This window comes from Polaribacter sp. YIW18 (assembly GCF_057219325.1).
The window spans coordinates 43551-64907 of the sequence record NZ_JBXVVE010000009.1; the positions used below are offsets into that span (position 1 = coordinate 43551).

The following is a 21357-nucleotide window of genomic DNA, read 5'->3' on the forward strand; positions in this document are numbered from 1 at the left end:
TATTTAGATTTCTTGATTTACTTTTATAATTTAAAATATTCAAAAATAGCATCAGCCACAAACTGATGACCCTTTTGATTGATATGGTTGTTTTGAGACATATACCCTTTTAAAGGCTGAATTTCTGATAAAGCTTTAAATAGTGCATAGCTATCTACTAAACCAACATTGTACTTTTTAGCTAATGCTCTAATTTGTTGGCTATGTTTTGCCAAAGGCGTGTCTTCTTTAGCAATGTCTTCTTTTAAATCTGGTGTTGGAGTTATTAAAATAACTTTTGTACCATAAGCTAATGCCTCTTTTATCATTTGCTCCCAAGCTTTTTTTGCTCTTTCTAAACCAATACTTCTATCGTTTAATCCATAATCGATAAAGAGTACATCTGGTCTATGATTTAAAACCTCATCTTTAAAACGTTTTGCACCTTGTTCTGCATGCTCTCCACCTATTGAAGTTGTAATGGTATTTACAACAGAGTACGGATAAAAATCATTTACTTTTTTTAAAGTTCTATATGGATAAGAATTTGAGCGATCTAAAACACCTCTAGTAGTGTATCCAGTAGGAACAGAATGCCCATGAAAGACTAAATTAATAGTTCTATTTTTTGGCCATTTTACTTTTAATTCTTGTTTAAGTGAAGCTAAGTAAGAAGTTGTAATACCTTTTTTTGAAGTAAAATGATGTTGTTGAGCACAAGCAATATTGAAACTTATTAAAAAGATACAACTCAGAATTATGTGTTTTTTTAATATTTCACTCATTATTCTTTGTCTTTAGTAAGTTCTAATTCAATTTCTTCTAAACTTTTTCCTTTTGTTTCTGGTAATTTATTTTTTATGAATAAAAACCCTGCAATACAGATAAATCCATAAACCCAAAACGTTCCTGAGGCTCCTAAAGCATCATTTAAAATTGGAAAAGTAAAGGTTAATATAAATGACGCTACCCAAAGAGAGAATGTTGCGATAGACATTGCTACACCTCGTATTTTATTTGGGAAAATTTCTGATAATACTACCCAGGTAATTGGTGCTAGAGACATCGAATAAATAGCGATAGCAGTAATCACTAAAAGTAATACAGGCAATCCTGTAAACTCCATATAGTAAGCCCCCCCTAAAATAATATAAACAACACCTAATCCAATAGAGCCTAATAACATTAACTTTCTTCGCCCCCAACTATCTACAGTTCGCATTGCAACTAACGTAAATATTAAGTTTACACTACCCGTAATTACAATATTAAAAAGCATATCTCCTACGCTGTAACCTGCTGCTGTAAAGATTTCTTCTGCATAATTAAATATGATATTGATACCACACCATTGTTGGAATATTGCCAAAACAACACCTATAACTAGAATCGGTTTAATCTTTGGACTTTTAAAATCAGAAAAACTAATTTTTGAAGTACTTCCTTCTTGAAGTGTTTGCTTAATATTAGCTAACTCTTCTTCTGCATAACTAGTTCCACCTATTTTAGATAAAACCAATTTGGCAGTATCATTATTGTTTATTTTTACTAAAAATCTTGGGCTTTTAGGTACAATAAACAACAAACCAAAAAATAAAACTGCAGGAATCAATTCTGCCCAAAACATCCAACGCCATCCGGTTTGACCGTTCCACGAACCTAAAATCATTTCAGGCGAAAAACCATCTGGTATAGCTTCTGCAATAAAAAGGTTAGCAACCTGAGCAGCTAAAATTCCTATTACTAGTGTTAATTGATTAATTGCTACAAATTGCCCTCTATATTTTGCTGGTGCTATTTCTGCAATATACATTGGCGATAAAGTAGACGCTAAGCCAATACCTAAACCGCCTATAAGACGATAAATTATAAAGGGAGTAAATTCATTTACATAACCTGTACCAAATGCAGATAAAGTAAACAAAGCTGCAGCTAAAATTAAAGGTTGTTTTCTACCAAATTTATCTGCTACAAAACCAGAGATTACAGCTCCGAAAATACAGCCTATTAAAGCACTACTCATTGCCCAACCCTGTAATGTTGGTTGAGAACCGATGTTAAAAAAGAGTTCATAAAATGGTTTTGCACCACCTATAACTACCCAATCGTATCCGAAGAGAAAACCACCCATAGCAGATACTAGTGCTAAAAAAAGTAGGTAGGTAAAATTAAATTTTGTGTTAGACATAATTTTAGTTTGATTGTTTATTGTTTTTTATCCTTTATCAAAAAAGTTAATCTTTTGTATTTAAGCTACTGTCATACCAGTTATTCTTAGGATCAAAATCTTTACTCAAAAAGTTCTTACGCTGTTTTTCTAAGCGTTGTAACATTTTCGTTCTTCTTTCCTCTTGTTTTTTAGCTGCTTTAGTTGCATCATAATCGGCATAAACTTCAGGTATTTTAGCATTCATATTTTTTAAATATGTATCTAATTCTACTCTTAAACTTTTAGCAATTACTTCTTCTTTTTTAGAAATATCATTTTTCTCTCCTGAATCATTTGATAAATTATATAACTCATCATGCCCATCTTCCCAATAATGAATCAATTTATACTCTTTTTTTCTAATGATACTTACAGGGTCTCCTCCTTGGTTACCATAGTGAGGATAATGCCAAAATAGAGGTCTTGTATCTAAAGGTTTCCCTTTTAATAATGGCACTAAACTTACTCCATCTATAATCTGATTAGGATCTTTCTTTGCACCAACTAAGTCTAAAAGTGTTGGATAAAAATCGATACCTGAAACAGGATAATCTACAGACTTAGGTGTATTTTTTAACATTGGTGCTTTAATCAAATAAGGCTCTCTAATACCACCCTCCCATTGATATCCTTTCCCTCCTCTTAATGGGAAATTAGTCGTAGAAAATGCATCTCCACTAGCAACTCCTCCATTATCAGAAGTAAAGACTATTATTGTATTATCATCAATTCCTAATTCTTTTAATCTTTTTAAAACAACACCTACAGCATCATCCATAGATTCTACTAAACCTGCGTAAATAGGATTATCTTGTACATTTCTGATAGGTAATCTTGCCTCCATTTCAAAACCAGACTCAGGTATACCTTGAGCTTCTGCTTTATTTCTATATTTACTCCATTTTTCTTGGGTCGTTTGAATAGGACCATGAACAGCGTAAAAGGACAAGAAAGCAAAAAATGGTTCATCTTTATTAGTTGAAATAAAATCTGCAGTTTCTAAAGCCAATCGCTTAGTTAAATTCTCTCCTTCGTATTTATAATCTAATTTTGGGTTTCTCCAAGGAGCATAATATCCTCCTTTTGGCCCACCAACTTCCCATCCACCAATATTAATATCAAATCCATTATTCTCTGGTGAATAAGGTTCATCACCTATATGCCATTTTCCTGCAAAAAAAGTTTTATATCCGTTTTGTTTTAAAGCTTCCGCAATTGTAATACTCTCTTCTGGTAATGCATGAGCGTATTCAGGTGGCATTACTTTAGTATTGTAATAATCTCCCCATTTTTTTCCAGTTGCTGCACCAATCCAGTCTGTTACTCCATGACGAGCCGTATATTGTCCTAACAAAAGACTAGCTCTAGAAGGACTACAAACTTGACAAGCGGCATAACCTTGAGTAAACTGTACACCATCATTTGCAATAGCATCAATATTTGGAGTTTCATAATAATTACTACCTGAATAACTTAAATCATGAGCTCCTAAATCATCAGCAAGAATAAAGACAATATTTGGTTTTTTCTTTACAACATCTTTGTCTTTGCAGCTACTTATACATATGACTGCAAAACAAAGACTAAAAACTAATTCAAAATAATTACTATTACGTTTCATATATTACTTTGTTTATTTAGTTAGATATACTGCCAATAAGAGTATTAACTGTACGTCCTTTTAATGTTATTATTTGGTTTGTTACTTTATGGTATTCTAAATTTTTATCTTTAGACGTTTGATACTTAGCATTTATTTTATAGTCTGAAAAATCAATAGTTTTATTTGTTTTACCATAATTAATGGCTACAATTACCAACTTTGAAGTTTCTTGATCTATATAAGCAGAAATCATAAAATCTTTATATTTTTCTTTGAGTGTTTTATGTTCATTTAAATCAATTTTTACTCTTTTCATTTTTGGCCTTACAAACCTAGAAAAGTTACCAAAAGCCCATAATAGTTTTGAGTCATGAAAATCTCCATCAGATTTCATTTTATTTAAATTGAATAAATCTTTATTATCTCCAGTATCTAAATAAATTAAACCATCTTTATAATCTGCATTGGTTAAAGCTGTCCACCATTGCCAAGAACTTGCATTTGCAATTGTTAAATCTGCATGTATTACACGAGCAACATATAGTGCCGTATTAATTCCTAAATCTCGCTTTGAACCTCCTCCAATATCATCTGTATTTTCTAATATACAAAATTCGCTTTGCCAATAACCTAAATTATGTTTTTGTAATTTATTATTTAGCTTTTTTCTTATTGAGAGTAAACTATCTACAGGCCATGTTGTAAAGTAACTGTGCCCTGAAATTGTTTTTTTTAAACTTTCAATTTTATTTTTGGTATTGAAAAAATATTTTATTTGGTTACCTCTTTCTGGCTTTCCAAAATCTGAATACAACCATCGCAAATCTGCTGATTCACCAATTACAATTTTGGTTTGTAAGCTATTTTCTTTAAACTTATCATTCAACAATTTTGAGATTTTTAAAATATTAGCGTTTGTTGCTGGTGTACCTTCTTGTGATTTTTTTTCCCAATCCCACTGAGGTTCATTAATTGGACTTAAATAATCAAAAGCAATTCCTTTAGATTTAAAGTGTTTTAAAAACTCAACCATAAACTGAGCGTAATCATCAAAATTCTCTGGTTTTAAATTTATCTCTCCATCTTTATTATCGCCATTAAAACCTTTTCCGTTTTTTGTCCATTGAACAAGAGCTGAAATAGAAAATGCTAAAAATTGATCTACTCCATATTTTTTAGCCGAATTTAAAAACCATTGTTGCCCTTTCTGTTTTGTCCAATCATAATTTCCTTTAGGATTTAAAAAAGATTCACTTCTTCTCCATTCATTTTCTATATGAGAACTATCTTTTTGTTCGGTTGTTCCTGCACCTATATAAAATCTCCAAATTGATAATCCAATTCCTTCTGGGTTTCCTTGTTTGTCAACTTCTTGACTAAAAAGTAACTTGGCTATTTTTTTTCTTTTTTGTTCAGGCCAATTTTTACCAACAAATTGACATCTCCATGCATCAGACGCACCAAAACCTTCAATTGTTTGATATATTTCTTTCGAATTAATATTTATTTTTGAAACTTGTTGTTGAGCTTTAGACTCACAATTTATTAGAAATATAAAAATTATAAAAACATATAAAATACTACTCTTATTCATTTATTGTAAAAAATTAACAAAAACCTAATTTACCACCCTATTTCATAAATAAAATTAACAAAAAATCAATTAAAAAAATAGACAGCTAGAGTATAAATATGGACAAAAACACTTGAATCAGGAATTAATTACCCTTTAAAATAATCTTATATATTTGATGTAACCCTTCTTTATTAATATCAAAAACTACTTCATTATTTGAAGATAATTTTGCAGAAGCTACTTCTGTTATATATGGCTCTGCTTTGGCTGTATCATTATAATCAAAAGGAACAAAACGATGAACACTTTCTATAGAAGTTATGGTAAATCCATCTACTTTGACTCCAACTTTTTTACTACTTTCTCTAGCTCCTGTAACATATAAAACCATAGTGCTTGCATCTTGTAAAGCTGCTGCAATATGAAATGTATTAGATGTTGTTTTTAATGCCTTACCTTTATATTCACTTGCCATTTCACCTAAAATTTGACCTGTTGGGAAAATTTTAGAAAAATTCCAATTAGTTAAACCTAAACCTGGAACAGGAGTATTTACTGGAGGCCAATAAGCTGCTGCTTCTGAACCTGACCTTGCGTAAATATGAATTATATCTGGAATAATATTAGCTACCTCCATATAAAGCGATCTTTCATTATAGTCTCTAGAAGGCATCCACTCTGACAAATACTTGAAATTTTTGTTAGAGTTGAAGTTATTAGCACAATCTATTATTCTTTTTTCTAAGTCTTTTATATTGTGTGTATTTGTTGTATAACCTGTATAAGTATGTAAAGCCACACCATCAATAACATCGTATGCTTTTGTAAATTTCTGCTTCATCGTTGTAAACTCATCAGGAAAAGTATAATCACCATTCACTAAAAGTTTAAAGGTGTGATTTGGGAATTTTTCATCTAAATTCTCTGCTATTTCCATAGCAATTTTTACATATTTATCTAACTTCTGAGCTCTAGAAACACCTCCTGCCCATTGTAACCACCACTCATTACCAATCTCTACAATACCATTATCAATACCTGATGCTACAATTGCATTTTCTGCAACTTGTTCTAACTTTTGTATTGCATTGTTCCATTGAGAAGAACCAGGATTTGTATTCATAGCATCTACAGTAGGTATTACTATACTGTAGTTATTAAAGTTCTCTTTTAATGCAGATACAGATGCCCCAGGTTCTGCTGGAGCGTCTTTCCAATTTGGAGTTGTATTACTTGTCCAAGCATAAAATTCTGACTCCCAACCACCAGGAAATCTAAAAACTTTAGAATTTAACCCCATATCTTCAAGCGTATTTGTAAAAGTAGAAAAACCCGTATTCGGCACTCTTCTCCAATCATTATTTACTCCAAATATATCTGGATTTATATTTACACCATCAGTTGCATCAACTTTAAGTGTTATATCAAAAGCTATATCACCTGAAACACCACCTTCATCACCAATATCATCAAAAATAGGATCGTTGGGATCTGTACCTCCCTCACTTGAACAAGCGAAAACAAAAAGACCAAATATTATAACTAAAAAAAAAGATCTCAATTCGATATGCTTTTTCATGTTGTACTAATTTTATTTTAATTAATTTTTTTCAGCTAGACTTACTTTAAGACCGCTTTTAATGTTACTATAGATTTCTTTGGAATACTAACAGACTCTACAGAGGATGTAGATTTTCTAAGATTACTTGAATTTGAAGTTGTATATACCTCAAAAGCCTCTCCCTTAACTTCAAAATCTGTACTATAATTTTCTAATTTTAAATCTCTGTTTGTATCGGTGTTATTAACACATACCAAGACAATTTCTTTTGTGTTTTGATTTTTGTAACCTGAAATCATAAAGTTTTCAACCGATGTTTCATCATTATAATCTGCATCAATAACTTCAAACCTTTCCATTCCTGGTTTAACAAACCTGCTATAATTACCTAACGCCCAAAGAAGTTTGTTAGAAGTAAAAGTACCATCGGTATGTGTAGGGCTATTTGAATTTGGTTCATATAAAATTAAATTAAACCGAAAAGGATGATCTCCAAAAGTCGATTGATTTAAAGCCGTCCAAAAACTCCAACCTGTAGCATTTCCAAAAGCTAAATCAGTATGAATGATTCTAGCCATCCATAATGCATAATCAATTTCTGAAAAAGTTGAAACATCTAAACCTTGTTGATAACCAGTACCTAATAGACTATATTCTGTCTGCCAATAATCTAAGTTGTAATTTGCTAAAGTTGTTTTTAACGTTTTTCTTTGTCTTAAAGACTCTTGAGTATTACCGTTACTAAAATAACTGTGACCTGCAATGTATTTAGATAAGTTTTTTAAATTTCCAATATAATTTGAACTAGACTCACTAAAAAAATCATTTACCTGATTACTAGTGTTATTACCACCTTCAAACAAATATTTTAGTTGCGCTGCTTCTGGAAGCATAATTTTTGCTTTTACACCTTTTTGAGTAAATGCGTTATCGATAATTTTAGTTACTTGAGCTATTTCTGCATTTGTTGCCCTTGTTCCTGATTGCTGAGCAGAACCTGCAGCTGCATTCCATTGATATTGAGTTTCATTAAACGGACACACAGTTGTAATATTAAAACCTTGATCTTCATAATACTTAACTACAGTTGCTAAAAAATCTGCATATTTAGCATAATTTTCTGGCTTACAATTAAAATTACTCACATCTGAAGTACTAAAAACATAACCATTTTTAGACATAAAATAAGGAGGTGCTGTTGCCCATGTAGTAAATTTAGAAACTCCAAATTCTCTTGCTTTGTTCATAAACCACTGCTCTCCCTGCTGCTTTGACCAATTGTAATTTCCAGAAGCGTCTAAATAACACTCTGTTTCTCTAAACCAATTGGATGCAGAAAAACCACTATTAACTTGATCAGCTGCTCCATCACCTATAATTGTTCTCCATAAAGACAAACCAATTCCTTTAGGATTACCTTGCACATCAGTATCTGAACTAAAAAGCAATTCAGCCACTTTATTTTTGGATGCATCAGGCCATTTTCCGACCCATTGATCTTGAAAACCACCTGAAGCACCAAAATGATCTATAACTTGAAATGTGTTATTAATGTTAAGTATTATACCTTCTTCAGGAACATCAAATTTTGGGTCATTTGGATCTGTAGCCATATCTTGACTACAGCCCACAAAAACCAAACTAAAAACTACTCCAAAAAAATAATTAAAATACTTATTCAACATATTGTATTTATTAAAACCGAATTAATATCCAGGGTTCTGCACGATATTACCTCTAGACAATTGAATCTCTTCTGGTGGTATTGGCCATAATAAGTGAATATTAGGATCAAATAATACTCCACTATTTTGAGGTTCCAATAAATTAGTTGTCTCAAAAGGATCTGTACTTACCTCTGTATTGTACTTTACAAAAGAACCATTTGGCCCCAGTATTAAAGCAATTCTAGGAACTCCATTTATTTTTTGTCTTCTAAGATCATAAAGCCTATGCTGTTCTAAAGCCAACTCTAATCTTCTTTCTTTCCATATTGCATCTCTTAAAGCGTCTCCAGATAAATTATTTTTAGAAGGCAATTGAACTCGATCTCTAACCAATTGCAAAGAGCTTTTAGCAGCTGCCTCATCTCCATTAAAATAAGCAGCTTCTGCATGAATTAAAATAACATCTGCTAATCTTAAATGAATGTAATGTAATGGCAATTGACCTCTTTGATATGGATCTGGTCTTTCATCTGTTGGAATGTAATACTTTCTATTTGTACGACCAGATTTATTTTCACTTGGCTTTCCATCAAATGAAGTTACTGCAGGATCACCAAAAACAGGTTCCCCGTGTTTTATAATCGTAGATCTTAACCTAATATTATCACCTTCACTTAAAAAAGCATTTTCCAAGTCACTTGAAGGTGATGCCCATCCCCAACCACGATCTCCACGACTTCCATTAGTAATGGAAAACTGACCACCAACACCATTAAATGTTGGGTTATTAATATATTGAATTTCAAAAATAGTTTCAACACCATTTAAATTACCTACTTTATAAACATCAGCAAAATCTACCTCTAAACTATACTCACCTGAATCCATAACGGTTTTTGCCATAGCTTGAGCTTCTGCCCATTTTTCTTCAAAGAGATACACCTTTGCCAATAAAGATTGTACTGCACCTTTAGTTGCTCTTCCTGATTGCCCAAGAGTTTGCTGACTTCTTAATGGCAATGAATTCATGGCATCTTTTAAATCTAATTCAATAAACTCATAAACCTCAGCTACAGAAGACCTAACCTTATCATTAATTGTTGGTTCTAAAATTTCATTGTACGTAGTTACAATAGGTACGCCTCCAAAGTTTCTTACTAAATCAAAATAGAAGAACGCTCTTAAAAACTTTGCTTCTGCAATTAATCTAGCTTTTGTTTCATCATCAATTTCTACCTCAGGAACTCTATCTAGAGCTATATTAGCCCTTGTTATACCTATGTAATGATTTTCCCAAAATAAGTTAAAATAAGTAGAACCTGGAAACACATTATATTGTGCTATACCTGTAATATCTGGTCTTGGCTGTCTTGTATTTCCTGCCCAATTATCATCAGATGCCATTTCATTAATTTGACGCTGAAAATTTACTTGATTCCAATTTGTACCATTAACCATTTGATAAATACTATTAACAAATGCTTTTGCATTTTCTGATGATGAGAAAAAATCATCTAATTGCTGTCTACCTTGTAAAGGCTGATCTAATATTTTGTCTGCATCGCAACTTACGTTAAGAAAAGCAATACAAAATCCTAAAAATAAAATAAGTTTTTTCATAATTTTATAATGTTAAATTTAATCCTAATAAAAATGTTTTTGCCACAGGGTTACTTGAAGCATCAACTCCTAGACCGTTAATAATACCCCCACTACTTACTTCAGGGTCAAAACCAGAATATTTAGTAAATGTTAGTAAATTTTGCCCTGCTATGTATAATCTAAACTTATTAACACCTTTTAATTTAAAATTATAGCCTAACTGAATGTTACGTAATCTTAAATAAGAACCGTCTTCTATAAAAATGTCTGATGGATTTTGATAATTTCCATTTCTATCAAGTTCTGTTAATCTTGGGTATTGTGCACCTGTATTTGTTGGAGACCATACTAGGTTTTCTAAACCAGCTAATACATTTAGATTTTGAGTACCAGCACGTATATATTCTGTATTTATATTAAATACATCATTTCCAAAAGTTCCATACCACTGCATAGAAAAGTCAAAATTCTTATAACTCATATTAAGATTTAAACCACCATAAAAATCTGGAAATGGATTACCAATTGTTGTTAAATCATCATCATTTAAAACCCCATCTCCATTCTGATCTACAAATATCAAATCACCTACTTGAGCATTAGGCTGAATTATATTTCCGTCTTCTGAGGTATGAGAATTTAACTGAGTTTGATTTTGAAATATCCCTGCAGTTTGGTAACCCTGAAACAAACCTACAGTTTCCCCTAATTCGGTAATTTTCACAAATCTATTTCCTAATCGAGGTCTTCTTTGCCCCAAAATCACTTCGTTTCCAGGAGCTAATTCTATTGCTTTACTTTCATTGGTAGAGAATGTTAAATTTGCATTTAGTTTAAAATCATTCCAACTCTTATTATACCCTAAAGTTAGATCAAAACCTTTAGATTGAAAACTACCTACATTTTGAGCTATAGTACCTGGTATACCTGTATAATTTGGTGTTTCTACACTAAATAATAAATCTTCTGAAGTTTTCTCATAATACTCTGCTTCAATAGTAATTTCACTATTAAATAAACCCATTGAAATTCCAAAATTCTTATCTCTCACAGTTTCCCATCTTAAATTAGGGTTACCAAATTGCGACAAAAAGTTAGCTACAACACGATCACCTCCAAATACAAAATCGCCAGAACCAATTGAGAAAAACTGACCGTTACGACTTATATTTTGATTACCTACTTCACCAGCACCAACTTTAACTCTTAAGTTATTAATAGTCTCACTTTTGAAAAAATCTTCTGAATCTATATCCCAAGCAAAAGACACACTAGAGAAAACTCCTGTTCTTCCATTTTTTGGGAATCTTGAAGATTTATCAACTCTTACAGATCCATTGAAAAAGTATCTATTATCATAACTATAAATAGTTCTAAAAACACCAGACAAAATATTATCTGTAGCCTTATTAGCATTTGCTCTAATAGTCTCCCCTTCAGCTGCATCTAATTGCCACAGATTCATATTTGTATTGCTAGGAATACCATCACTATATCCTCTTAAATAATCCCAATTTTCTGAATCAAACACAATACCACCAGTGATATTTAAATAGTGCTTATCATTAAGGGTTTTATCAAAAGTTATTGTATTATTTAACACATAGTCAAAATTATTGGTAACTGTTTTGGTTAAATTATTAATTTCTAACTGTCGGTTTGGACCAATAAAATACTCAGGATTAAATGTTTGTGAGGTTTGTCTAGAAATATTTAAACCAAGTTGAGACCTAAATGTTAAACTTGGTGCTATTTTATAATCTAATTGTGTATTAGAGAAAAAACCAAAAAAATCATTTTCATTAAACTGTCTTGCCAATTGAGCCACGGGATTTGGTACCAAATTTTGAGATAAACCATAGATACTATATTGATTTCTACCCACTCGCTCACTTTGAGGAATAAATACCGGTGTTAAAGGATCAATTCTCATTGAATTGAATAACAAATTTGGTGTATTCTCCCATTTTTCAATTCTTGGACTAAGATCCTGCTTAAGAGTTACTTTATCAGAAATCTTATAGTCTACATTAAACCTTCCAGTAATCCTTTGATAAAATCCCTTAGAGTAATTTGCTTGCTGGTCAAAAACACTAACACTTCCAGAATATTTTAAATCTTCTGAACCTCCAGAAACCCTTACGTTAGCATTTAAAACTGGAGCAAAGTTCTGAACAACTTCATTCCACCAATCTGTACCTTCACCTTGAAAATTATTAGGATCAAACAATGGTGCATTACCATCATTTGTTCTTCTGGTATTCATTATTCTCATATACTCTTGCGCATCTGCACTTTCTATTTTTTGCCAATATTGCACACCATAACTTAAATCTACACCAACTACGGTTTTACCTGCCTTACCTCTTTTAGTTGTAATAAGAACAACACCATTTGATGCTCTTGAACCATAGATTGCAGATGCAGCTGCATCTTTTAAAATTTGAAAGCTATCTATATCTTGAGAGTTTACAGAATTTAAAGATGTTCCATCTGGTTGCAAAATACCATCAATTACAATAAGTGGATTTGTACTACCATTAGCTGTAGTAATACCACGTATCACAATTCTAGGAGATGCACCTGGAGAACCTCCAGAAGACAAAACCTGAACACCTGCTGCTTTACCTTGTAACGCTTCTGCAGGATTACTTGCAACTTGTTTTGAAATTTCTGATCCATCTACAGTTGCTATAGATGTAGCTATTTTGTCTTTTTTCACGGAACCGTACCCAATTACAACTATTTCATCTAATTGAGTTTCATCAGATATCATTTTAACCGTAATTTGAGACCTATCATTAACACTTACTTCTTGTGTTTTGAACCCCAAATAACTAAATACCAAGGTAGCATTTTCATCAACAGAGATGGTGAATTTACCATCAAAATCAGAGAAAGTACCCTTTGATGTGTTTTTTTCTAAAATATTAACACCTGGTATTGGCTCTCCCAATTCATCTGTAATTGTTCCTTTAACAGTTTTCTGAGCTGTAGCCGAAAAACTAAAACAAAGAACACTTATTATAATTATAATTAATTGCTTCATTTATATATTTTTTAATTGATATTATTTTTGTGTCAATATTTGATTATCTATTTTTAATTATCACCCTATTTAGATGAGTATCAAATATGAAGGTATAATCTTTATCTAAAGCACTATCTTCAAAGACATAATTACCACCACCACCAGGAACTGCAATAGAACGATCTTCGGTATTAGTTCTCCAAAAAGGAGCCCATCCATTTGGATTAGCATTTAATATAAATCCATTAGCACCATTATCATCTGGTTGATCTTTTACAGTAACATCTAATGACCACAAGTACTGATTATCAGAGTCTTGAACAAGAGGCTTACCAGAATTAAAATGCCAACATTGAGTAGAACCATCTGCGTTATTTGTACAAGTAGAAGTAGTTGCATCTACAAATATCCCTCTTCCCAAAACATATACTTGATTAAAAGTTGCATCTGTTGGTGTATAGGGTGTAACTGTATATGATAAATCTCTCACATCAATTGATATTTCATAATAACCAACACCAGGCACAACAATTGGATTAACGGTAGCATCGCTTCCTAATGTTAATTTACCTGCATTGTTCGCATTTGCACCAAATGCAAATGGCGAAAATGATTCTTTCTGAGGAATAAATCTCACCTCAGAATTTGCACTTTTAGAATAATATAGCGCTTTAAAAACATACCCATTCTCTCCTGTAGCTTGACTCGCTGTTGTACTAAAAGGAATACCAAATAAATCTTGATTTAACGCAGCATCACTTGTCTCATCTGTTAAATACATTGCAGGAAACTGCAAATCTGTAACAACATTTACAGTTACCGAAGCTTGTGTATCATTGCCTGAAACATCTTTAGCAGTAATATTAAAAGTATAACTACCAGGTGTTAATACATCTAAAGATTTGCTGTATCTATAAGTAGCCGAACCATTTAAAGCTATTGTTTCATTTAAAATATCACTTTCAATCTTAAACTCAGACAACTCCCTATCAGTTAAATCAACATCAAAACTTATTTCATCACCATTACCTATTAACACGGTAGACGCATCTAAAGGACTATTAACCATTATTACTGGTGCAGCTATATCTTTATCTAAAGTCACCACCACATCTTTTATAGTAGCTACATCACCTGCGTTAGTTACGGTAACAGAAATTTTATGAACACTAAATTCATCTTCGTCATCAGGAACTTTAAAACGATAAGACAAATTATAAATATCCGGCAAAGAATCTTTAACAATTGTTTTATCTAAAAACCATTTATCATAATTAATATTAATAGATTTTACACCTGCTGGGTCAGAAATTACTGCTTCTAAAGTAATTACTTCACCAGGCAAAGAAGAAATATCTTCTAGAAACGAATTAAATTCTGGTTCAGAATCAATCCTTAAAGAATCATCATTACAACTTACTATAACTACTATTAAGTAGAATATGCAAAGTAATTTTGTTTTAACTGTTTTCATTTTTTAATTTAAATTTAAGTTCTACTCTTTTTAATATCGGCATAGAAAAAGAAGCTATAAACTAACTCCATAAAATACCTAATTAATTACAATGACCAAATCTCTTCTTTATTAAAATGATTATTATATTATTAATAAATTGAGAATATCTTACAAAAGTACAACTTACAAGCACTCAAACAATAGACAAAAAAAGCACAAATATGGATAATATCACTTTTAATAGTTGTATATCACTCCAAAAGGAGAATTGAAGAGACTAGAAATTTATGAATTACTAATAAAAAAGGAATCTATTAAATATCCTCAATAAACACAATATAAAATTGAATAAAAAAAAATTAACACGAAGTAAAAACAGTCAATTAAATAAAAAATAAAAAAATGTAATATATTTTGTTATCTTTATTCTATGTAATATTAACTTTATTAAAATCTAAAAAACACATTAATAACAATTAAATGGATGAAAACACTTTAAAAGAAGGGTTTCTTGGACAAAAAATGATAGCTTTTCCAAAATCATTTTTAGTGGATATAAAAAACAATCCTATTTCAAGAAATTTTTACATTAGTGATTTGGGATATTACCCTGTTGCAAGCCATCATTATAGATTAAGAAAAAAAGGGGCTAAAGAATATATTTTTATATACTGTACCAAAGGAAAAGGAATAGTTATTATTGAGGATCAAAAAACTTTAATCTCACCGAATCATTTTTGCATAATACCAAAAAACACTAGACACGAATACAGGGCTGATGATAATGATCCATGGAGTATTTATTGGATTCATTTTCAGGGTTCTTTTAGCGAAAATATATATAATCGATACTCAAAAAGCAATATTAATAACTATAAAAATATCCCTTTCTCAAAAAGCACTATAGACAAATTTAATAAAATTTTCGATTTATTAAATAACAATTATTTATTAAATAGTATTGAATATGCAAATTTATTAGGTCTGAATTTTATAAGCTCATTTGTTTACCATAAACTTAATTCGATTAATACAACACACCCAAAAGAGAATCTAATTAACTCTGTCAAAGAATTTTTAATGAATAATCTAGATAAGAATTTTACACTCGATAATATCGCATCTAAGTTCAATTACTCAAAATCTTACCTACACACAAAATTTAAATTAGAAACCGGTTACCCTATACTTGTATTTTTTAAATTAAAAAAGGTTCAAAAAGCTTGCGAATACCTTAGCTATACAGATTTGAGCATAAAACAAATTAGCTATAAAATTGGTTTTGACGACCCGCTATATTTCTCCAGAACTTTTAAGAATTATATGGGAAAATCTCCCAGAAATTATAAGCAATGTCAAAGAAAATAAATTCAGTTCTATTTCAGTAAAAAATACTTTCTCTTTCATTTAAACTGAAAATTAAGCTATAGAGATCAGTAGTTACTTACCTATTAATTGATTTTAATAATTGTTTCAAAACCATTCTAGGACAAAACTTAGAATCTTTATAACCATCAATAAATACGTTTCTGTCGCATCTAATGTAAGAAAAAATCAATTTTTTATATTTACAATAAAAAAGATGTTCAAAGGTCACTGTTTTCCTAAAGCAATTATATTACAAGCTGTTTACTTCAAATTAAGGTTTAGTCTTAGCTACAGATATGTAGAAGAACTTTTATCTATCAGAGGAACCAAAGTGAATCATGCTAATATTAAACGCTGGGTATTCAAATTCACACCACTTGTAGAACAACAATTCAGAAGAAGAAAAAAATTAGTTGAAAAAAGGTGGAGATTAGATGAAACCAATATTAAGGTAAAGGGTGAGTGGAGATATTTACACAGAGCAGTTGATAAAGAAGTGAATACTGTAGACTTTTTGTTAACTAAAAAAAGACAACGTATATCTGCACAGAAATTTTTAATCAAAGCCATAGAGAATAATGGACTACCTAATAAATTTGGTATAAATTTTTAAGCTACATTTTCATTATTTTAAATGGAACTCTTAATGGGTTTGATACTTTAATTTTATTAAAATATCATCAAAAATAACAAGCACAAACTAACAAAGCAAAACCCCCATAAAATCAATAGTCCAATTGACGATAAAATATAAGGTTCTCAATGAAACCAATGCTTAAAATTAATTGATTTTAAAGATATTGAAATTCACAATGAAAAAAATATTATTTACCTTGTAAAAAAGAAGTAAAAAAGGTAATAAAAACTTAAATATTATCTCCTAGAATAATTTTAAAATATTCAATTCCTTTTTTGACCATGATTGTCATTGTTTTCAATGGAACTTTTAATAGGTTAAATGCTTTAATTTTATTAAAATTAATCAAAAATGATAAGGAAAAACAACCAAAGGAAAATCCCAGTAAAACCAATTGCGGAAGAGGTTTTGAAATAAAAAAAAAACAATGAAAATCAATATGTATTTACTTTAGAATACGTCCTTTACAATAAGTTATTTTTTAACTCTTTTAAAAACCGAGATATCTATTGTTTTTTTTTAGAGTAAAAAATCAAAACGCAGCCTAAATACTGTCAACATCGCTTTATTTTAAAAAAGCCAGTTGCTTTATTTTAAAAATAAAAATTATTTTAGGTTACAAGAAAAAAAGAGTCCCCGGTTTAGTCCCCGAGCGGTTTTTGAGATTGTGAGAAAATAGTGAAATTTTACCCCGTAAACAATTGAAAAGCAATAGTTTCCTTGATATAAAACCAAAAAAGCATCTCTTAAATGAGATGCTTTTGCGGTCTGGACGGCACAATACCAAATTGTATATCAGTTCCGATAACGACACATTATACTTCTCTGCCATACGTTTGAGCATAATCTTCTCATCAGATGCTAATTTTAGACTTAGTGTCAAATTTCTGAATTTTGTCATTTCCTTTTCCATCTCTTTTTACTTTAGATTAATGAGGTACACCTGTAAAATCTAACTCTTTATTTTTAACACCTATTTCAAGGCGTTTTCAATACAAATACACTAATTTTAATTACATGTTTTAGTTTTTTATATTTTATTTATTACATTTGTGTAAAATATAATTAATGAAAGACCATATTACTCTTAAAAATAACCTTCTAGAACAACGGTATACAATACCAAAACATCTTGGTATTAGTTCACGCATGGTAACCTACTGGAAGAGCAAACACATCCTACCTTTTTTTCAGGCACGTAAAAACGGACGCATGAATATTCCTCAGGCTGTTTGGCTTCATTTAATCCAAGAGCTAAGTGCATTTGGAATCAATACTAAGAAACTATCGGAACTTGCCAGTTTGGTATGGCAGACTCCACGTGAAAGAGGCTACTTTAAACAAAAACTTGAGAAGGCCATTTTATCTCTTGAAAGAAAAAAGGGTTCTAATGAGGCTTTAGAAGCTTATAAGAGTATTATCAAAGACTCCATACTTTTAGATACATTAGGTCAGGAAATCAATCCTTTTGTCGATGCAGTTATAGATAGTATTTTAATTGATAAAAAACCGTTGTCCTTCTACTACTTTCCTAAAAGTGGCGAATGTTATGTCAGGGATGGCAACTCACTGATTAGTGAAAAGCTTATAGGTATGATTAAAGATGAAGCTTACCTGTGTATTCCACTTATGGGATTTATCAAAAGTATTGTTAGCGTAGAATTTAAATACGTTAAAAAAGATCTTGACTACCTGTCTCAGGTGGAAAATCAAATACGGGAGATTATTATGTTTAAATCACCTAAATATATCGAATTGCTTGTTGATGATAATTCTATCAAACCACTAATCATTAGAGAAGATCATAAAAAAGCTGAACAATTGGCAACTTTCTTTTTAAATAACAAGCTACCGAGAACAGCAAGACTACTCATTGAGCCTAGAGCACAGAATAATTATAAGCTCACAATTTTAACCAAATAAACAATTCATTAATCATGAAAATAGATGTATCACCTTATCGGTCCCTGAGAATCCAGCCCGAGTTAACATTAGCTCGTTATGGACCAAAGAGATTCTTATACATTAGAAGATGATAAACTTACCAAACAGAAAAGAGAGGCTGCAAAACAAAAGCTTTCTCTTATCTGTGGAAAAGATGATGATATCAATGAGATTTTGAATTCGCTAGAGGCCTATTGCCTCATAATATTAAATACCATTAAATAATTATACATGAAAACGCTGGAGAGATTCAAAGATTTTGCACCTAAGAAGCATCAGCTTGGTCAGAATAGAAATGCTATCATCTATACACGAGTTTCCACAAAAGAGCAGGCTGACACAAACACATCCCTTGAAACCCAAAAAAAGTATTGTGAGAACTACGCAAAATCAAACGGTTATAAGGTTGTGGGCTATTTTGGAGGAACTTACGAGTCTGCAAAGAGTGATGAACGCAAAGAGTTTAAGAGAATGCTAAAATATGTCAAGCAGAGTAGTTCGGTTGGATATATTATCGTGTACTCATACGATAGGTTTTCAAGAACAGGTAGCAGTGCTGCTCAGATATCTCAAGAGCTCTTTGAAAGGGGTATCCAAGTCAAGGCAGTCACACAAGAGGTAGATACAACTTCTGCTGCTGGTAAGTTTCAGCAAAATTTATTTTTCATGTTTAGTCAATTCGATAACGAGCTCAGAAGGGACAAGACCGTTACCGCTATGACAGACCTTTTGCGCAAAGGCTATTGGTTGTGGAACCCTCCAATCGGTTATGTAAATAAAAAGAAATATCACAAAGCTGTAGACTGGGAAATTGCACTCTCTAAAGAAGGGAAACTACTTAAGAAAGCTTTTCTATGGAAATTAAAAGGTATTTATACCAATGTGGAAATTATTGATAAGTTAAAAGGGTTAGGTATGGAAATTAACGAGCGTAGGTTGAGTGAAGTATTCAAAAACCCTTTTTATTGTGGTATCCTTATCAGTAAAATGATTCCTGGTGAGATTATAATAGGAAGACATGAACCAATTGTCTCTAAAGAAAATTTTCTGAAAATTAATTCCGCAGAAACTCATCACCCAAAACAACATAAATCGGAAAACGACAACCTCCCCTTAAAACAGTTTATTTATTGTGAGAGTTGTAAGCTTCCTTTAACAGGCTATCTTGTAAAGAAAAAGAATCTTTACTATTACAAATGTAGAACCAAGGGATGTTCGTGCAACAAATCAGCAAAGGTTTTACACAAAACTTTTATAGATAGATTAAGTGCTTATCAAGTGGATACTAAGTACAACGATATTATCAAGGAAGTAATGGCGTATACTTATGATAGCGCAACAAAAGAAACAAGAAATCAGAATGCTGGATTAAAGAAAAACCTCACAGAAATAGAAAGTAAAATAGAATCGATTGAGGAACGCTATGCTCTTGGTGAAATTGATACAGATATCTACCAAAAGTTTAAAGATAAATATGAAGGGCAAAGAAAGGAATTACTATCAAAAATAAAAAATCCTACTATGACCAGTTCGAACCTTAATAATGCAATTGAAAAGGCAGTTCAACTATCAGGTTCTCTCCAGGATATATGGGTAAATGGCGATTTAAAACAAAAACAAAAAATCCAACATCTAGTGTTTCCTAACGGTTTGGGTTATGATAAGCCAAATGATAGAGTTCGAACCACAAAGGTGAACACTATTTTTTCTGTAATCCCTTCATTATCAAAGAAAATAGAAGGCATAAAAAAAGGAGAATCGATTCCTGTGAATCAATTCTCCGATTTAGTGACCATGACAGGATTCAAACCTGTAACCTCTTGAGCCGTAATCAAGTGCGCTATTCAGTTGCGCCACATGGCCTTAAAATGGGTGCAAATATAACAGAGTTTTTTTAATTTAGAAAGTCAAAGTTACTTTTTTATAAATTAATTTCTGCTTTATAAGCATCTACAATTGGTTGTGCTTTTTCTTTATCTGTATTACGTATAAATACCTCAACAGAATTAAGTTGCTGAACATGACCACCTAATCTTGCTGATTCAAAGTTGTCTTTAATAATGCAGTGTATCCCCTTTTCATCTAATAGATTTTGTAAACCTTTAACGATAATAGATGATCCTGAAAATATTTTAATATGTTCTATATTCATAATTTATTGTTTTACGGTAATGCGTTTTTTGTCACAAAAGCTCTCCAACCAATAATTGCCAATTGTAATTTAGTTGCTTTAGAAATATCTAAACCTTTTTTTGTAAAAGAGGGTAGTAAGGCCTTATTTACTTTTGCTAATAAAATAAATATTTTCTTTTTCATTAAAACTTATCTTATCTCAAAATTAATAAAAATAAGTAATTTCTAGGGTTAGAATGCTATTTAATTAAATACTAACAGATATAATAAAGTCAACAATGTCTTTTAGCATTTTTGTAATAATAAGTATCATTATAATTTTTTTTGGGGTTAATAAATATGATAATTTCAAAATTATAAATTCAATATATCAGAATTGTAAACACTCTTCTAAATAAAAGTAAACTATTAAAAAAATTAAGCTATCATATGATGCTAAAATATACAATAAGTTTTAATATTTGCTTGCATAAAGTCTTAAAATATTATTTTCTTATAAAAAAATAATGCTATTAGGCTTTAAAGTCTTTGTTTTGAGGGTTTTTTAGTGAGAAAGGAATTGGTATTTGTAAAAGATAAATTTTCGGCTTT

Annotated in this window: 16 protein-coding genes and 1 tRNA gene; 5 read left to right on the forward strand and 12 right to left on the reverse strand. The window is 30.9% G+C overall.

Translation table 11 applies throughout. From position 1 onward, the window contains the following. Positions 1 to 23: 23 nt before the first annotated feature. The 9 genes from AC2D6T_RS10175 to AC2D6T_RS10215 form a co-directional block, all read right to left on the reverse strand. Positions 24 to 764, reverse strand: coding sequence for an SGNH/GDSL hydrolase family protein (locus AC2D6T_RS10175; protein ID WP_484681420.1), 741 nt, complete (start codon positions 762 to 764; stop codon positions 24 to 26). After that, a complete protein-coding gene (locus AC2D6T_RS10180) occupies positions 764 to 2167 on the reverse strand; it encodes a sugar porter family MFS transporter (protein WP_347186297.1) in 1404 nt (467 codons plus the stop codon). The genes AC2D6T_RS10175 and AC2D6T_RS10180 overlap by 1 nt, the downstream gene beginning before the upstream one ends. A gap of 46 nt (positions 2168 to 2213) precedes the next feature. After that, the gene (locus AC2D6T_RS10185; RefSeq protein WP_484681421.1) at positions 2214 to 3809 is read right to left on the reverse strand and encodes a sulfatase; all 1596 of its coding nucleotides are present in this window, start codon (positions 3807 to 3809) and stop codon (positions 2214 to 2216) included. A gap of 16 nt (positions 3810 to 3825) precedes the next feature. Next, on the reverse strand, positions 3826 to 5385 hold the full coding sequence (locus tag AC2D6T_RS10190; protein ID WP_484681422.1) for a glycoside hydrolase: 1560 nt from the start codon (positions 5383 to 5385) through the stop codon (positions 3826 to 3828). Between the two features lie 124 nt (positions 5386 to 5509). Beyond that, positions 5510 to 6946, reverse strand: a complete 1437-nt coding sequence (locus AC2D6T_RS10195) for a hypothetical protein (RefSeq protein WP_484681423.1) — start codon at positions 6944 to 6946, stop codon at positions 5510 to 5512. Positions 6947 to 6987: 41 nt separating this feature from the next. Next, entirely contained in the window at positions 6988 to 8613 is a 1626-nt protein-coding gene (locus AC2D6T_RS10200) for a glycoside hydrolase (RefSeq protein ID WP_484681424.1), read from the reverse strand. A gap of 21 nt (positions 8614 to 8634) precedes the next feature. After that, a complete protein-coding gene (locus AC2D6T_RS10205) occupies positions 8635 to 10215 on the reverse strand; it encodes a RagB/SusD family nutrient uptake outer membrane protein (RefSeq protein ID WP_484681425.1) in 1581 nt (526 codons plus the stop codon). Between the two features lie 4 nt (positions 10216 to 10219). Next, positions 10220 to 13246 (reverse strand): SusC/RagA family TonB-linked outer membrane protein, encoded by a 3027-nt coding sequence (locus tag AC2D6T_RS10210; RefSeq protein WP_484681426.1) that lies wholly within the window; start codon positions 13244 to 13246, stop codon positions 10220 to 10222. 43 nt (positions 13247 to 13289) lie between these two features. Further along, the gene (locus tag AC2D6T_RS10215; protein WP_484681427.1) at positions 13290 to 14702 is read right to left on the reverse strand and encodes a hypothetical protein; all 1413 of its coding nucleotides are present in this window, start codon (positions 14700 to 14702) and stop codon (positions 13290 to 13292) included. A 462-nt stretch (positions 14703 to 15164) separates the two neighbouring features. Here AC2D6T_RS10215 and AC2D6T_RS10220 point away from each other — a divergent pair, with 462 nt between their 5' ends. From AC2D6T_RS10220 to AC2D6T_RS10240, 5 genes are all read left to right on the forward strand, one after another. Next, the gene (locus AC2D6T_RS10220) at positions 15165 to 16052 is read left to right on the forward strand and encodes an AraC family transcriptional regulator (RefSeq protein ID WP_484681428.1); all 888 of its coding nucleotides are present in this window, start codon (positions 15165 to 15167) and stop codon (positions 16050 to 16052) included. Positions 16053 to 16266: 214 nt separating this feature from the next. Continuing rightward, entirely contained in the window at positions 16267 to 16665 is a 399-nt protein-coding gene (locus AC2D6T_RS10225) for an IS6 family transposase (protein WP_484681429.1), read from the forward strand. 1092 nt (positions 16666 to 17757) lie between these two features. Then, positions 17758 to 18612: a hypothetical protein gene (locus AC2D6T_RS10230; RefSeq protein ID WP_484681430.1), complete on the forward strand. Its 855-nt coding sequence runs from the start codon at positions 17758 to 17760 to the stop codon at positions 18610 to 18612. 78 nt (positions 18613 to 18690) lie between these two features. Then, entirely contained in the window at positions 18691 to 18858 is a 168-nt protein-coding gene (locus AC2D6T_RS10235) for a hypothetical protein (RefSeq protein WP_484681431.1), read from the forward strand. Positions 18859 to 18864: 6 nt separating this feature from the next. Continuing rightward, the gene (locus AC2D6T_RS10240) at positions 18865 to 20457 is read left to right on the forward strand and encodes a recombinase family protein (protein WP_484681432.1); all 1593 of its coding nucleotides are present in this window, start codon (positions 18865 to 18867) and stop codon (positions 20455 to 20457) included. On the opposite strand, the gene AC2D6T_RS10245 is transcribed toward AC2D6T_RS10240, so the two are convergent. From AC2D6T_RS10245 to AC2D6T_RS10255, 3 genes are all read right to left on the reverse strand, one after another. Beyond that, positions 20423 to 20496 (reverse strand) — tRNA-Arg (locus AC2D6T_RS10245). The genes AC2D6T_RS10240 and AC2D6T_RS10245 overlap by 35 nt on opposite strands. Positions 20497 to 20554: 58 nt before the next feature. Beyond that, the gene (locus AC2D6T_RS10250) at positions 20555 to 20785 is read right to left on the reverse strand and encodes a putative signal transducing protein (RefSeq protein WP_298947074.1); all 231 of its coding nucleotides are present in this window, start codon (positions 20783 to 20785) and stop codon (positions 20555 to 20557) included. 11 nt (positions 20786 to 20796) lie between these two features. Beyond that, on the reverse strand, positions 20797 to 20949 hold the full coding sequence (locus AC2D6T_RS10255) for an SsrA-binding protein (protein ID WP_438989548.1): 153 nt from the start codon (positions 20947 to 20949) through the stop codon (positions 20797 to 20799). Positions 20950 to 21357 lie beyond the last annotated feature (408 nt).